This is a genomic window from Demequina sp., assembly GCF_024642165.1.
Lineage (GTDB): Bacteria > Actinomycetota > Actinomycetes > Actinomycetales > Demequinaceae > Demequina.
The window spans coordinates 1-13,982 of sequence record NZ_JAHEBP010000053.1 but is presented as its reverse complement, the minus strand read 5'-3'; the positions used below and the strand labels follow the sequence as shown (position 1 = coordinate 13,982).

Sequence of the window (13,982 nt, the reverse complement as noted above, 5' to 3'; positions counted from 1 at the left end):
CGGCCTCGGCGAACTGGATCTCAGGACCCTCCATAGGGGAAGTGCTCCTTGCGTTGGAGCAGGCCAGGCCAGAAATAGGGCCTCTGCCCCACTGATCGTCAGTCGAAATGCTCAGAACCGCCCCGATAGGGGTTCTGCCCATCACCACCGAGGACCAGCGTCCGGCTGGCCTGCCAGGTATGTGAAGTTCAGGCCCGCGGGACTTGCCAGCGAGCCTCGGTCATCTTAGCAGTGGCACTCACTTCGCGCGCGCATCGGCGAGGTAGGCGCGCCACCCTCCGAACTCGGTCACGTCACGCGCGTCTTCCAGTCCGATCGCTTCACAGACGAAGCCGTGCACGCGTGAGCCGTCGACCAGCTCCACCGTCCCGATGCCGAGCGGAGCCGGGATCGTGGCAAGGAATCCCCCGACGCTCGCGAGCGGCACGGCGTAGACCTCCACCTCGATCGAGCGCCCTCCGGCGCGCACGCGCGCGAGTCCGGGCTTCGGTGGCGTGGAACGGGCGAGTTCGAAGAGGCGGTACTCCGGCGCCGTGAACGTGCGCGCCACCAGGGTCGCCCCGGTCACTGTCAGGTCATCGTGGAGGGGCAGCCCTTCCAGATGCGCTCCCACCACGGCAAGCTCGAGCGTCGGCGCGGCTCCCGGATCGCCCACCGATGCCGTGTCCGCGGCGGCGGACGTGGATGACGCCGGCACGGGCCGCCAGCCCGTGGCTCCGAGCGTGCGTGGCGACGCGTCCTCGATCGCTCGCGCGAGACGCACCAGGTCGGGGTCGCTGCCCGCGGCAGCGTGCACCGTGACTCCGAAGGGAAGCCCCGACGACGTGATGCCGGAGGGAATCGCGACCGCCGCCATGTCCAGGAGATTGGTGAAGGTCGAGAAGCGACCGAGTGCAGCGTTTCGCGCGATCGGATCCGCGGCCATCTGCTCGAGAGTGAAGACTGCGGTCGTGGTGGGAGCGAGCAGCGCGTCGACGCCGGCCAGAGCGCTCCCCGATAGGGCACGCAACTCCTCGAGGCGCGTGAGCCCGTGGAAGACGGCGGCTCCCGTGATGTCGGCGCCCGGCGCCAGGACGTCACGCGTGACGGGGTGAAGCGCGTCATCATGCTCGGCCACGAATGCTGCCAATCCGGCCCATCGCTCGGCTATCCACGGACCGCCGTAAAGGAGTGAGCCCGCGGCGAGCAGCGGCGCGATGTCGATCTCGACAAGCCGCGCACCCCGCGAGGCAAGGCGACCGAGCAACCCTTCCCATGCGACCGCAAGGGCCTCGTCCGTCCAGGCCATCTGCGCCGAGGCGGGCACGCCCAGAATGACTCCGTCGAGTCCAGCGCGCGGGGGCGTCCGGATCGAAGCCGGGAATGACCGCGACCACGGATCGGAGTCGTCGGGCCCCACGATCACCGAGAGCACGCGCGCGGCGTCGTCGACGGTGAGGGCGAAGACGCTTGGGCAATCGAGAGAACGGCACGCTGGAACCAGACCCGCGGTGCTGACCATGCCGCGGGACGGCTTGATCCCCACGATGGACTGCAACGCGGCGGGGACGCGACCGGATCCGGCGGTGTCCGTGCCGATCGCGAAGCTCACGAGTCCGGCCGATACTGCCGACGCGGAGCCGGAGCTCGACCCCCCCGGCACATGCGCGGCGGAGACAGCATTGCGCGGAGTGCCATACGGCGACCGCATGCCGCTCAAGCCGGTAGCGAACTGATCCAGGTTGTTCTTGCCGATCAGGATCGCGCCGGCCGCGAGCAGCGCTTCGACCAGCGTCGCAGACCTTTCGGGGCGGTAGGCGAACGCGGCACACGCGGCCGTGGTGGGCAGGCCGGACACGTCGATGTTGTCCTTCACCGCGAACGGGATGCCGTACAGCGGGAGGCCGGTGAGGTCGGGCTTGCCCGCCTCGTCCACGGGAAGCGCTGCCGCGGCGGCGAGCGCCTCGTCACGCGCGACCACGGAGATCCAGACGGCGTCGTCGCACCACGACGCGATCCGCTCATACGCGAGCTCAACCATGGCGACAGCGTCCGTGGCCCCCGAGCGGTAGGCCTCCAGGAGGGCGGCGATCTCGAACGAAGCGCCGTCCTCGACGGTCATGCGGGAACCGCCGCGCCCATCGTCGCGAGCAGGGCGGAGGACGGCGCGATCGCGCCGAAGACGCCGCCCTGCATGGTGACCATCTTGAGGGCCGCCTCGTAGTTGCCGCGGTCCGTCGCTCCGGTGCAGTCCGTGAGCAGCAGGCACTCATACCCACGGTCGTTGGCGTCGCGCATGGTCGTGTGCACGCACACGTCCGTGGTGATCCCGGTGAAGATGAGATGGGTCACTCCCTTGGTGCGGAGCAGCAGGTCGAGATCAGTGGCGTAGAACGACCCCTTGCCCGGCTTGTCGATGACGATCTCGCCTGCCACCGGAGCCACCTCGGGAACGATCTCCCAGCCCGGTTCCCCGCGGGTGAGGATGCGGCCGCAGGGGCCGTCGGAGCCGATGCCCGCGCCGATCTGCTCGCTACGCCAGAGCTTGTTCGGAGGCAGGTCGCTCAGATCCGGACGGTGACCCTCTCGGGTGTGAATGACGTGCATCCCGACCGCGCGCGCTGCCGCGATGACAGCCTGCGTGGGTGCAAGCCCCGCCCGTGTCAGGTTGAGGTCGTACCCCATCCGGTCGACGTAGCCGCCGGGACCGCAGAAGTCGACCTGCCAGTCGATGTTGATCAACGCGGTGGTTTCAGGAGAGAACCCGCCGTCATAGGGCCAGGCATAGGGCTCGGCGTCGACCGAGCCGAAAGTGGTAGAGATGGTCATTTCTCACTCCTAGCGGTGAAGGCGTCCAGGACGGCCGCCGACTGCCCGACGGCGCCGAAGATGCCGCCGGACATTTCGATCATGGAGACGCTGGCCGCAACCAGGTCCGGGTCGTAGGGCTCGCACGCGTCGCTGACAAGCAAACACTCGTAGCCACGGTCGTTGGCGGACCGCATCGTGGAATGCACGCAGGTCTCGAGTCCGAACCCCACGAGGACGAGGCGTGCGATTCGCGCCGCTCGGAGCACGTCGTCGAGAGCACTCGCGTAGAAGCCGTCGATCCCCCGCGATATGACAACCGAGTCGGCATCGAATTCGCCTTGGACGTGCTCCGGCGGCACGGCGCCGGGGTCGGCGGTGATCACGGAGATCACGCCTCCCCCGGCGGCACGGATCGCATTGACCACGGCGACGCCGGCAACCGCATAGCCACTACCCGAATCAGGCCATTCGACGGAGGCAGGGCGCACCACCACGGCGGCCGTCGCCCGAGGGTCAAGGCGTCCGTCGAAAGGCCATGCATACGGAGAGGTAGCTGAGACGTGCTCGGCGCCGGCGTCGACCGTGGTCATGGTGATGGCCTAGTTCGCCAGGCTGCCGATGACGCCGTCGACGAAGTAGTTCATGCCGTCGACCTCGTCGTAGGTAGGGATGACGCCGTCCGGCACCACGGTGGCACCGTCCTGGTCGAGCACCGGCCCCACGAACGGCGAGCCGTCCTCGGTCCCGAGCCACGCTTGTGCCTCGGCGATCGCGGCCTTCGTGTCCTCGGAGACCGACGTCCCGAAGTCGGCAAGCACGAACGGGTTGGTGCCCGTCTTGTAGCCCACGCGGTAGTTGGCGTTGAACGGGCCGCCCACGAACTCACCAGCGGTGATGTTGTCGACGATCTGTCCGTACAGCGGCGCCCAGTCCCATACGGCGCCGGTGAGCCACCCCTGGGGAGCGAGCTCAGAAGCATCGGCGTGATAGCCGACCGTGAATGCTCCTGCGGCCTCGGTGGCGTCGATCACCGTCTTGGTGCAGTCCTGGTGCTGGGTGATCACATCGACGCCCTGCGACAGCAGCGAGCTCGCAGCGTCCTTCTGAGCGCCCGGGTCGCACCAACTCGAGGTGCTCACCGTCACGGTCTCGACATCCGGGTTGACGGACGCTGCGCCGCGCTGGAACGCGTTGATGTTGGCGATCGTCTGAGGGATCGGGAAGGCGTAGACGTAGCCGAGCTTGTTGGACTCGGTCGCCTCTCCGGCCGCGATGCCAGCAAGGTACATCGGCTCGTACACGGTTCCGAAATAGGTGCCCATGTTCGCGAGCGGCGCGCCCTCGATGGTGTTGCCCTGCTGGACGACGACCACGTCGGGATGCGCGGCAGCAACCTTGGTCGCAGCGTCGAGGTGCCCGTACGACGTCGCGAAGATGACCTTCGCACCGCGGTCGATCATCTGCTCCATGGTCGCCACGGCCGTGTCGTCCTCGGGAACGTTCTCCGCCGTGAGGATCTCCAGGTCGGGGTATGACTCGCCCACGACCTGTGCGGCCTCATACACGGCTTGGTTGTAACCGAAGTCGTCCCTCGGGCCAACCATGATGAATCCGACGGCGGAGCCACCCGTGCCAGGCGCCCCCTCGGTGGCAGCGGAGCTGGCGTCCGGGGTGGCCGTGGCCGTTCCGGCGGCGGTGCACGCGCTCAGCGCGAGCACGGCGGCCAGGGCCGTGGCCGCGAGCGCGGCCTTCACTGTACGGTGATGCATGGTGTTCCTTTCGTTCATTCGGCCGCGAAAGCGACCGTATGGCGGGTGTCGGACCCGGCGGCAACCGGGTTTGACAGGCGAGCGGACTTGCTCTGGTCATGCGATCCGGGCCGTGGCTGATGCCACGGCTAGGGATCGACGGGTGCGTTCTCGAACACTCGTTTGAGCTCGGCAGGCGCGGCCGAAATGGTGCGCCTGCCGAGCACGGCGAGAACGACGAGCGTCAGCACGAACGGGATGACGTGCAGCGCGAATTGATTGATCTCGAAGCCCCGGGCCTGGAGCGCCGGGCCCAGGGACAGGGCCGCGCCAAAGAGGTAGGCTCCCCCGAATACCTTGAGCGGGCTCCACGAGGCGAAGATCACGAGCGCAACCGCAATGAACCCGCGGCCCGCGACCATGTTCTCGAACCATGAGTTCGTGTACGCGATCGACAGGTGCGCTCCGCCCAGCCCCGCGAGGAATCCACCCGTGATGACCGCACCCATGCGAATCCTGGCGACGCTGTACCCATGAACGGTGAGCGCCTCTGAACGCGCGCCCGCGGTCCTGACCAGAAGTCCCGCGCGGGTGCGGAACAGCACGTACCAGACAAGTGGCACGACCAGATAGCTCAAGTACACGAGCGGGTCCTGCTGAAACAGAATCGGCCCGATGAAGGGAAGATCGCCGAGAAGCGGCACCTCCCACACGGTGAACGGCGTGATGGTCTTCCCGACGTAGGACGACCCGAACAGCGACGTGAGGCCAAGGGAGAGGAAGAGCACGGCCAGGCCGGAAGCGAACTGGTTCGCCTTGCGCTTCACCACCAGGACGGCATGGACGGAACTGATGGCCCCGCCTGCCGCCGCACCTGCCAATGCTCCGGCCCACGGGTTGCCCGTGTGCGAGGCGACCATATAGGCAGAGAGCGCACCCGCGAGCATCGCGCCCTCGGTGCCGAGATTGATGACCCCCGCCCGCTCGGACACGGTCTCGCCCACGCCTGCGTAGAGGATCGAGGTGCCGCCGCGCACACCACCGGAGAGAACGTCGACGACGATGCTCACGGCTTCCTGCCTTTCATGGTGGTCCACCCCAGCACTGCGATCAGCAGCAGCGAGGTGAGAATGTTGATGGTCGCCGCCGGGAGCCCCGAGTCGAGTTGGAGGCTGTCCGCAGCCACCGACAGCGCCGCGAGCACGAAGGCCGCGATCAGGACGGGCAGCGGGCGGTGGCGCGCGAGCCAACTCGCAAGGAACCCGATATACCCGATCTGCATGCCGAAGCCCGGCCTGAGCTTCAACTCGACCGCCGACAGCTCTATCCAACCTGCGAGCCCGGCGAGCGCTCCTCCCACGAGGAGCGCGGACAGCAGTAATGCCGTGACCGGCAGGGCAGCTCGGCGCGCCGCCTCGGCGTTGCCTCCCACGACTCCAAGCTTGAATCCCCAGCGCGTGCGAGCCAGCGCCCAACCGAGCGCGAGCGTCGCCACGAGCGCCACGACGATTCCGATCGTGACGCCCGTCGATCCGAGCGTCGGCAACTGCGCGCCGACGGCGACCTCGCGCGAGGACGGCTGCGCGGTGGGCGATTCTCGCCAGGGCTGGTAAATGAGGAACAGCAGCAGGTCGAGCGCGACAAAATTCAGCAGCAGCGTGGTGACCGCCTCGTTGACGTTGAAAACGAGCCGCAACAACGCGGCGATACCCGCCCATGCCGCTCCCGCGACGACCGCCCCGCCGGCCATCAGCACCATGACGAGACCACCGGGCAGCGTCTGATCGAACGCCAGACCCACTCCTGCCGCGCCGACCGCGCCGACGATCACCTGGCCCTCGCCGCCCACGTTCATCATGCCCGCCCGTGCCGGGAGAACCACTGCCAGCGCGGCGAGCGTGATGGGGGCCATGCGGATGAGGATCTCTGTGAGCGATCGCGGCCTCTGGAAGGTCGATGCCCACATGTCGACGAAGACCTCGAGAGGGTTGGCGCCCTGAAAGGAAATGAGGATGCTGAAGATCACCATGGCGCCGAGGATGGCGAGAACCCACCTCAGCACGCCCGCGCCGATGCGCAACGCCTGGGCCTGACGCGGTGCGACCGCCCTATCCGATGGCGAGTCCTCGGGCGGCTTCACGATCACAGGCGCGCTCACGCGACTCCCTCCACCATCATCTGGCCCAAGCGCTGACGGTCGAAGCCCGCGGCCGGAAGCTCGCCGGAGATGTGGCCGTCGTGCATCACAACGATGCGATCCGCCATCGACATCAGTTCGTCGAGGTCCTCGGACACCATCAGCACTCCCGCACCGCGAGCGCGCGCCTCGAGCAGCACCTCCTGGGTACGGCGCACGTTCGCCGCGTCGAGGCCTCGCGTGGGATAGGCGGCGACGACGAGCGACGAATCGATGGCGAGCTCGCGCGTGAGGATCACCCTTTGGATGTTTCCGCCGGAGAGGTCGCTCAGTTTGCGATGTCGTGGCGCCATGCGCAGCCCCAAGCGGGAGTCGGCCTCGTCCGTCCGTCGGCCTATCGCCGCCCAGGCGATTCCGAGTCCGCTGGGTGGCATGGTGCGACCGTCGAGGGGCATGTGATCGAGCACGCTGAATCGTGAAACCACCGAGTCCGCCACCGGATCCTCCGGCACACACACCGCTCCCGCGGACGCCGCGGCCTTGGGTGAGCGCACCGCTGCTCCCCCGAGCGTGACGGTACCGCTCGACACACCGCGAAGTCCCGTTGCGACCTCGCACAACTCGCGCTGTCCGCTGCCCGCAACACCCGCGACACCCACCACCTCGCCGGGGTACACGCGGAGGGTGACCTCGTGCAATGCCTGGTGACCACGGTCGCTTTGGGCGCTGACGCCGTCAAGGTGGAGAGCGGCGGGCACTGCCGTGTCAACCGCGTCCCGGAGCGCGACCAGAGGCGGCACGGATCGTCCCACCATCGCTTCGATGAGCGCGTCGTCCGAGTGCTCTGACGGGTCGACTCCGACGAGAACCGTCCTGCCCCCGCGTAGGACGGTCACACGGTCCGCGATTGCGCGTACCTCGCGAAGCTTGTGGGTGACGATGACGATGCCCAGACCCTGGTCACGGAGATGGCGCACCACCCCCAGCAGCGCCTCGACCTCCTGGGGTGCGAGCACGCTGGTCGGTTCGTCCAAGATCACCAACTTTGCGCCGGTCATCAGAACCTTCAGGATCTCCACGCGCTGGCGCTCGCCAATGGAGAGGTGCTGAACGAGCGCGGTCGGATCCACGCCGAGCGCGAATCTCTCACTCGCCTCCGCAACGCGAAGTTCGAGGGCACGAATCTTGAGGCGCGGGCCGGTGGGCAACGCGAGCGCGATGTTCTCTGCGACCGTGAGAGCCGGCACCAGCCGCAGGTCCTGGAAGACCATCCCGATCCCCAGAGCGCGTGCCTCGGCGGGGCTTCCGGGGGTGGCCTCGTGTCCGGAGACGAGCATCCAGCCCGCGTCGGGCTTGTACACGCCATAGATCATCTTGAGCAAGGTCGACTTTCCGGCGCCGTTCTCGCCCACCAGGGCGTGCACCTCGCCAGGCAGGACATCGAATCCGACGTCGTCGTTCGCCACCACCTCGGCGAAGCGCTTGGTGAAACCGCCGATCTTGAGGAGAGGCTCCTGTCGGTCCGGCGCCATCGGCGACCGCGTGGTGGCGTCCATATCAATCCCTTCGGCGGCTGCGGCCGCGAATCATGCGGGCGATGGCAGTGGCGGCCTTGTCCTCGACCACCTCGAGCGAGGCTCCGATGTGGTCGCGCATCAGCCTCGCGGCGCGATCCAACTCCCCGCCGATCACGGCGTCCGTGATGGCCAGGTGCTCCACGATGCTGATCTCGATGCGTTCGGCGCTGAGGAAGTCGTACATGCGGATGTGCCTGATCCTCGCGTTGACTCCTTCCAGCGTCTCCACCATCGCGACGTTGCCCGAAGCGCGGCACAGCGCGACGTGAAAGGCCTCATCGAGCTCGATGAACGAGCCGTCGGGCTCCGGAGGACGACGCTGGATCTCGAGCCAGTCCTCACGAATACGGCGAAGCGCCTCGGGGTCGTGCGGCGCCGCGCCGAAGTTTGCTCGCGTGATGCCGTGGAGCTCGAGCGAGAGGCGCAACTCGTACAGGTCACGGATGTCGAGCAGGTCGGGCTCGGCGACGTAGAACCCGCCGTCGTCATACCGGTGCAGCAGGCGATCCGCATGGAGTCTCAGCAGCGCCTCGCGGACCGGCGTGCGGGACACGCCGAGCGCCTCCGCCACCGCCTCCTCACCGAGCCGATGGCCGAACGGGAAGTCGCCGTTGAGGACCATCGTGCGCAGATGCAGATACGCCCGCTCGCGGCGTGAGCGCGCGGCGCCAGAGGCGCCGCCAGGGCCCGAAGAGGCGGGACCTTTGGCCGTGTGCACTCGTGCATGGAGCGGTGTATACATACCGGCCATCCTGGCCGCGGAGTGTTTCTGGCGTCCTCGTCCGCTGTTTCGCCGCCGTGTCTTTGTGGGGCCCGCCGTAACGATCGTGTAAACCGCTGCCCCATCCTGCGCGCACGATGACATGCGCCCCTTAGCGTGTGCCCATGCCCCGCATCGTCCTTCTGCACGGCGCGGCCACCACGCCCGCCGTGTGGTCGCGGGTCGCCGCGCTCCTTGGCGGTCGTGAGGTGGTGGCGCCCGAGCGTCCCTCGACGGGGTCGCTCGCGTCGGAGCTGGGATGGCTCGCACCTCTTGCGGAGGGAGCGCTCGTCGTAGGTGCCAGCGGCGGCGCCACACTGTGCCTCGCGCTCGCCGCGTCCGACGTCCGGCTCGCGGGCGCGATCGCCCACGAACCGGCGGTCGGCCGGTTGGTGCCCGAGCTTCTCGCGCCCATCGCTGCCGCGCATGCGACGCATGGCGCGGCCGGCATGGGGCGAGCACTGTACGGCCCGCTGTGGGAGCCGAGCATGGCGCCCGATGCGGGTGCCGTGGCGCGGGATCTGCAGATGTTCCGTGCCTTCGAGCCGGCCCGCGCGGCCACCGGCCAAGGTCGCGTGCTCGTCACCACAGGTGCTCGGTCGCCCAAGGTTCGTTTCATCGCAGCGGCGCGGCTTGCGACGGATCTGGGATATCGGACGACCACGATCCCCGACTGCGGCCACTTCGTCGCCTTCGAGAATCCGGAATCACTCGCGGCGCTTATCGCGGACACGGCAGACGCGCTCGACGGGTTGCGGGACGATTGAGCCGGGGGCCGCGGCATGGCCCGGACATGCGAAAGCCCGGCCGCTGCTACCCCCGTGAGGGGAGCGGCCGGGCAGACGCTGGGTGGGCGTGCGACTAGCGGCGCAGGCCCAGACGCGCGATGAGCGTACGGTAGCGCTCGATGTCGACGCGCTGCAGGTAGTTCAGGAGGTTGCGGCGGCGACCGACCATGAGGAGCAGGCCACGACGGGTGTGGTGGTCGTGCTTGTGCTCCTTGAGGTGCTCGGTGAGGTCGAGGATGCGGCGCGTGAGCATCGCGATCTGGACCTCCGGAGAGCCGGTGTCACCCTCGTGGGTCGCGTACTCGGTCATGATGGACTGCTTCACTGCTGCGTCGAGTGCCACTACGGTCTCTCTTTCGATCGTTGCGCGGCGCACCCGGGCCTGCTGCCCGGGGCACTGGAATCCGCGGCCGTTCTACGGCGACGGTCAAGCATACAGGAGCGAGGTGCGGCAACGCGACCGCGCGGTGAGGCTAGTGGCGCTCGTGGTCGCCGGGCCTGCGCACGGGGACCTGCGTCGAGGACGCGGGGCGTCCCGCGCCGAACAACGGATCGCCCGCGTGCGCGCCCTCCTCGCGGGCCGGGCCGCCGATCCCCGACTGCGGGATGGGGCCGGTGGGGCCGATCTCGGGGGGCTCGACGCCGCGGCCGCTGCCACCCTCGCGCAGCCGACGCTCGACGTAGGTCGCGAGCCGCGAGACGGCCATGTTGATGAGGATGTAGATCACCGCGCCCACGAGGAAGAGCGGGATGAGGTACTTGTCGCCGAAGTAGTCGCGGTTGTTCTTGATGGTCCGCAGCAGCTCCGGGTACGCGACGATGTAGCCCAGCGAGGTGTCCTTCAGCAGCACCACGATCTGGCTCACGAGCGCCGGCAGCATGATCCGCACGCCCTGCGGAAGCTCGATAAGCAGGGTGGTGCGCATGGTCGACAGGCCGATGCTGAGGCCGGCCTCGCGCTGACCCTTGGGAAGTGCGGCCAGCCCCGCGCGCAGGATCTCCGCCACCACGGCCGCGTTGTAGATCACGAGTCCGAACACCACGGACCACAGCGGCGACCAGCCGAACACCAGTTTTGCGAGGAACATCAGCATCAGCACGGGAAGCCCCCGGGCGAGCTCGGTGACCACCGCCGCCGGGCCGGACAGCATGCGGGTGCGGGCGCCGCGGCGCAGGATGGCGACGCCGCCGCCGATGACGAGCGCGATGGGCGCGGCGATGGCCGCGGCCCGGAGGGTGTTCCCCAGGCCTTTCGCGAGCGAGAGCCACACGTCGCCGGCGCTCTGGTTCTTGGGCGGGTCCCACAGCACCGTCCAGCGATCGTCGAAGATGCCGCGCTGGTAGAAGGCGTAGACCAGGTATGCACCGCCGAGGACGAAGCCGAGCGAGAACACCCAGTTCAGGGTCTTGTCGAGCCGCTTGGCGCGCGGCCCGGGTGCGTCGTAGAGAACCGATCCGCTCATCGCGCGAACGCCACCTTCCGCTCGATGGTCCCCGCGAGCACGCCTAGAGGGATCGTGATCGCCAGATACAGCAGGGCGATGCCGAAGAAGATGAACAGGCCGTCGGAGGGGTGCGCGTTGGTGAGGCGCTGCTGGATCGCGATCATCTCCGTGAAGGCGAAGCCGGCGGCCACCGAGGTGTTCTTGGTCAGCGCGATGAGCACCGAGATCAGCGGTGGGATGGACGTGCGCCACGCCTGCGGCAGCACCACCTGGGAGACCGTCTGGCTGAAGGTGAGCCCGATGCTGCGGGCCGCCTCCGCCTGCCCGATCCCTACGGAGTTCACACCCGAGCGCAGCGCCTCGCACACAAACGAGCTGGTGTACAGCGTCAACGCGATCACCGCCGTTTGGAAGCCGAGCCCGAGCACGATCCCGAAGCTGGGCGCGACGAACACCCAGAAGAAGAACATGAGCGTCAGGGGCGTGTTGCGCACGATCTCGACGTAGGCCGTGCCGAAGCTGCGCAAAGGGCCCACGGGCGACACCCGCATCGTCGCGAGAACCGTGCCCCAGATGAGTGAGAGAGCGCCCGCCAGCGCCGCCAGCGACAGGGTCGCGAGGAAGGCACCCCAGATGGTGCCGAACTCCGCGATGAACGTCTCCATGCTCTCCTCCGGACGAGCCGTGCGGCCCCTTCAGAGACGAAGGGGCCGCACGGCGGTGGTGCTAGTTCTCGTACCGGTCGACGGTCGGGACCGCCGGCTCGGGCAGCACGGTGCCTGCGGTGGCGTTCCACGCCTCGAGCCAACGGCCGTCCGCGAAGATCTCCTCGAGCACGTCGTTGATCCACATCCGGAACTCGGTGTCGTCGAGCGCGACTCCGATGCCGTAGGGCTCCTCGGTGAACGGCTCACCCACCACCTTGAACGCGTCCTCCGACTCCGCGACGTAGCCGGCGAGGATGACGTTGTCGGTGGTGACCACGTCGACCTGGCCGTTGCGCAGCGGCTCCAGGCAGTCCGTGTAGGCACCGAAGAGCGACAGGTTCGCGTCCGGGTAGTTCTCGGCGATGTTCTGCGCGGGCGTCGAGCCCTCGACGGAGCACACGTTCTTGCCGGAGAGGTCGTCGGGACCGGTGATGTCGGTGTTGTCGGACAGCACCATGAGCGCCTGGCCGGCGTTGTAGTACGGGCCCGCAAAGCTGATGAGCTCCTTGCGTGCGTCGTTGATGGTGTAGGTGGCCACCACCATGTCGACCGTGCCGTCCTGGATGAACGGCTCGCGGTTGGCGGACACGGTCTCGACCCACTCGATCTCATCTTCGGGGATGCCAAGTTCGCCCGCGATGATCTTGCCGATCTCCACGTCGAAGCCCTCGGGCGTCCCGCTCGGGGCGAGCAGCCCGAACAGGGGCTGGTCGAACTTGGTGCCGATGGTGATGGTGCCTGCCTCCGCGAGGGCCGCCATGGTGGAGCCCTCCGCGAACTCCATCATCCCGTCGCCGCCCATCGTGTCCGAGACGTCGGGCTCGGGGTCTCCTCCCGACGAGCACGCGGTGAGGCCTAGGGCCGCCACCACTCCGAGTGCGGCGATCGCCGCCTTGTTCCGGTTCATCATGTCCTTCTCCTCTCCCCGCCCCCGAAGGGGCGCAGCTTGTGGCCGTACTAGTGCGTCAGGATCTTCGACAGGAAGTCCTTCGCGCGCTCCGAGGTGGGCGCGGTGAAGAACGTCTCCGGGTCGGCCTCCTCCTGGATGAGCCCGTCCGCCATGAACACCACGCGGTTCGCGGCCTTGCGCGCGAATCCCATCTCGTGGGTGACGACGATCATGGTCATGCCCTCGTGGGCGAGGTCCGTCATGACGTCGAGGACCTCGTTGATCATCTCGGGGTCGAGCGCGCTGGTGGGCTCGTCGAAGAGCATGACCTTGGGCTTCATGGCGAGGGATCGCGCGATGGCGACGCGCTGCTGCTGGCCGCCCGACAGCTGAGCCGGATACTTCGACGCCTGGTTGGCGACGCCCACCCGCTCGAGCAGGGCCATGCCCTCCTCGCGGGCCTGTGCCTTCGAGGTGCCCTTGACCTTGATGGGGCCGAGCGTGACGTTCTCGAGGATCGTCTTGTGCGCAAAGAGGTTGAAGGACTGGAACACCATGCCGACGTCAGCGCGCAGCTGGGCGAGCGCCTTGCCCTCCTGCGGCAGCACCTGACCGTCGATGAGGATGGTGCCGTCATCGATAGTCTCGAGGCGGTTGATAGCACGGCACAGGGTGGACTTGCCGGAGCCCGACGGGCCGATGACCACCACCACCTCGCCGCGAGCGACGGTGAGGTTGATGTCGTTGAGCACGTGCAGTTCGCCGAAGTGCTTGTTGACCTTGTCCAGCACCACGAGAGCATCGGAAGCGGCAGGCATCTCTCGACCATAGCGCGCACCTCGAACGGCTGCGAGATCGTGACCTAACCGCGGCCGAAACTTAATGCCCTGGTAACACTCCGCCGCGGGTGGTCACGGGCGCAACGGAAGGCGCTCGCGGCACCAGTCGACGTCCTCGGCGAGCGCCGCCACCAAGGCGTCGAGCGAACCGTAGTCGAGCATCGGCCGGCGCCACTCCACCAGGTCGAGCGCGACGTGGGCGTCGTACAGATCGAGGCCGGTGCGGTCGATGACGTAGGCCTCGACACGCAGGTCCGTGCCCCCCACGGTGTAGTTCATCCCCAGGCTCACGGCGGCCGGCA

At 68.0% G+C, this 13,982-nt stretch carries 15 protein-coding genes; 1 reads left to right on the top strand and 14 read right to left on the bottom strand.

All coding sequences use genetic code 11. From position 1 onward, the window contains the following. Window positions 1-238: 238 nt before the first annotated feature. The 8 genes from atzF to Q0L54_RS06525 all read right to left on the bottom strand — a co-directional run bounded on the left by atzF (window position 239) and on the right by Q0L54_RS06525 (window position 8,994). Window positions 239-2,101 carry an allophanate hydrolase gene (gene atzF, locus Q0L54_RS06560; RefSeq protein WP_296666385.1) on the bottom strand — a complete coding sequence of 621 codons (1,863 nt, stop codon included), beginning with the start codon at window positions 2,099-2,101 and terminating at the stop codon, window positions 239-241. Then, window positions 2,098-2,808, bottom strand: a complete 711-nt coding sequence (locus Q0L54_RS06555; RefSeq protein WP_296666384.1) for an isochorismatase family cysteine hydrolase — start codon at window positions 2,806-2,808, stop codon at window positions 2,098-2,100. Before Q0L54_RS06555 ends, atzF begins: the two co-directional genes overlap by 4 nt. Beyond that, window positions 2,805-3,380, bottom strand: a complete 576-nt coding sequence (locus tag Q0L54_RS06550) for an isochorismatase family protein (RefSeq protein ID WP_296666383.1) — start codon at window positions 3,378-3,380, stop codon at window positions 2,805-2,807. The genes Q0L54_RS06555 and Q0L54_RS06550 overlap by 4 nt, the downstream gene beginning before the upstream one ends. A 9-nt stretch (window positions 3,381-3,389) precedes the next feature. Further along, window positions 3,390-4,559 carry a BMP family ABC transporter substrate-binding protein gene (locus tag Q0L54_RS06545; RefSeq protein ID WP_296666381.1) on the bottom strand — a complete coding sequence of 390 codons (1,170 nt, stop codon included), beginning with the start codon at window positions 4,557-4,559 and terminating at the stop codon, window positions 3,390-3,392. Window positions 4,560-4,687: 128 nt separating this feature from the next. Continuing rightward, entirely contained in the window at window positions 4,688-5,608 is a 921-nt protein-coding gene (locus Q0L54_RS06540) for an ABC transporter permease (protein WP_296666380.1), read from the bottom strand. Beyond that, window positions 5,605-6,696, bottom strand: coding sequence for an ABC transporter permease (locus tag Q0L54_RS06535; protein WP_296666379.1), 1,092 nt, complete (start codon window positions 6,694-6,696; stop codon window positions 5,605-5,607). Before Q0L54_RS06535 ends, Q0L54_RS06540 begins: the two co-directional genes overlap by 4 nt. After that, window positions 6,693-8,231, bottom strand: a complete 1,539-nt coding sequence (locus tag Q0L54_RS06530; protein ID WP_296666378.1) for an ATP-binding cassette domain-containing protein — start codon at window positions 8,229-8,231, stop codon at window positions 6,693-6,695. Before Q0L54_RS06530 ends, Q0L54_RS06535 begins: the two co-directional genes overlap by 4 nt. 1 nt (window position 8,232) lies before the next feature. Then, on the bottom strand, window positions 8,233-8,994 hold the full coding sequence (locus Q0L54_RS06525) for a GntR family transcriptional regulator (protein ID WP_296666377.1): 762 nt from the start codon (window positions 8,992-8,994) through the stop codon (window positions 8,233-8,235). 143 nt (window positions 8,995-9,137) lie between these two features. On the opposite strand from Q0L54_RS06525, the gene Q0L54_RS06520 reads away from it, so the two are divergent. Further along, window positions 9,138-9,779: an alpha/beta hydrolase gene (locus Q0L54_RS06520; protein ID WP_296666375.1), complete on the top strand. Its 642-nt coding sequence runs from the start codon at window positions 9,138-9,140 to the stop codon at window positions 9,777-9,779. Window positions 9,780-9,873: 94 nt separating this feature from the next. Here Q0L54_RS06520 and rpsO read toward each other — a convergent pair whose 3' ends face one another. From rpsO to Q0L54_RS06490, 6 genes are all read right to left on the bottom strand, one after another. After that, a complete protein-coding gene (gene rpsO / locus Q0L54_RS06515) occupies window positions 9,874-10,143 on the bottom strand; it encodes a 30S ribosomal protein S15 (protein ID WP_296666374.1) in 270 nt (89 codons plus the stop codon). 130 nt (window positions 10,144-10,273) lie between these two features. Next, complete coding sequence (locus Q0L54_RS06510; protein WP_296666372.1) at window positions 10,274-11,263, bottom strand: amino acid ABC transporter permease; 990 nt, start codon at window positions 11,261-11,263, stop codon at window positions 10,274-10,276. Further along, window positions 11,260-11,910: an amino acid ABC transporter permease gene (locus Q0L54_RS06505; protein WP_296666370.1), complete on the bottom strand. Its 651-nt coding sequence runs from the start codon at window positions 11,908-11,910 to the stop codon at window positions 11,260-11,262. Before Q0L54_RS06505 ends, Q0L54_RS06510 begins: the two co-directional genes overlap by 4 nt. A gap of 61 nt (window positions 11,911-11,971) precedes the next feature. Then, the gene (locus tag Q0L54_RS06500; RefSeq protein WP_296666386.1) at window positions 11,972-12,859 is read right to left on the bottom strand and encodes a glutamate ABC transporter substrate-binding protein; all 888 of its coding nucleotides are present in this window, start codon (window positions 12,857-12,859) and stop codon (window positions 11,972-11,974) included. A gap of 50 nt (window positions 12,860-12,909) precedes the next feature. Next, window positions 12,910-13,659 carry an amino acid ABC transporter ATP-binding protein gene (locus Q0L54_RS06495; RefSeq protein ID WP_296666368.1) on the bottom strand — a complete coding sequence of 250 codons (750 nt, stop codon included), beginning with the start codon at window positions 13,657-13,659 and terminating at the stop codon, window positions 12,910-12,912. A gap of 93 nt (window positions 13,660-13,752) precedes the next feature. Next, window positions 13,753-13,982: riboflavin kinase (locus Q0L54_RS06490; protein WP_296666366.1), on the bottom strand; the 230-nt coding region annotated here is incomplete at its 5' end.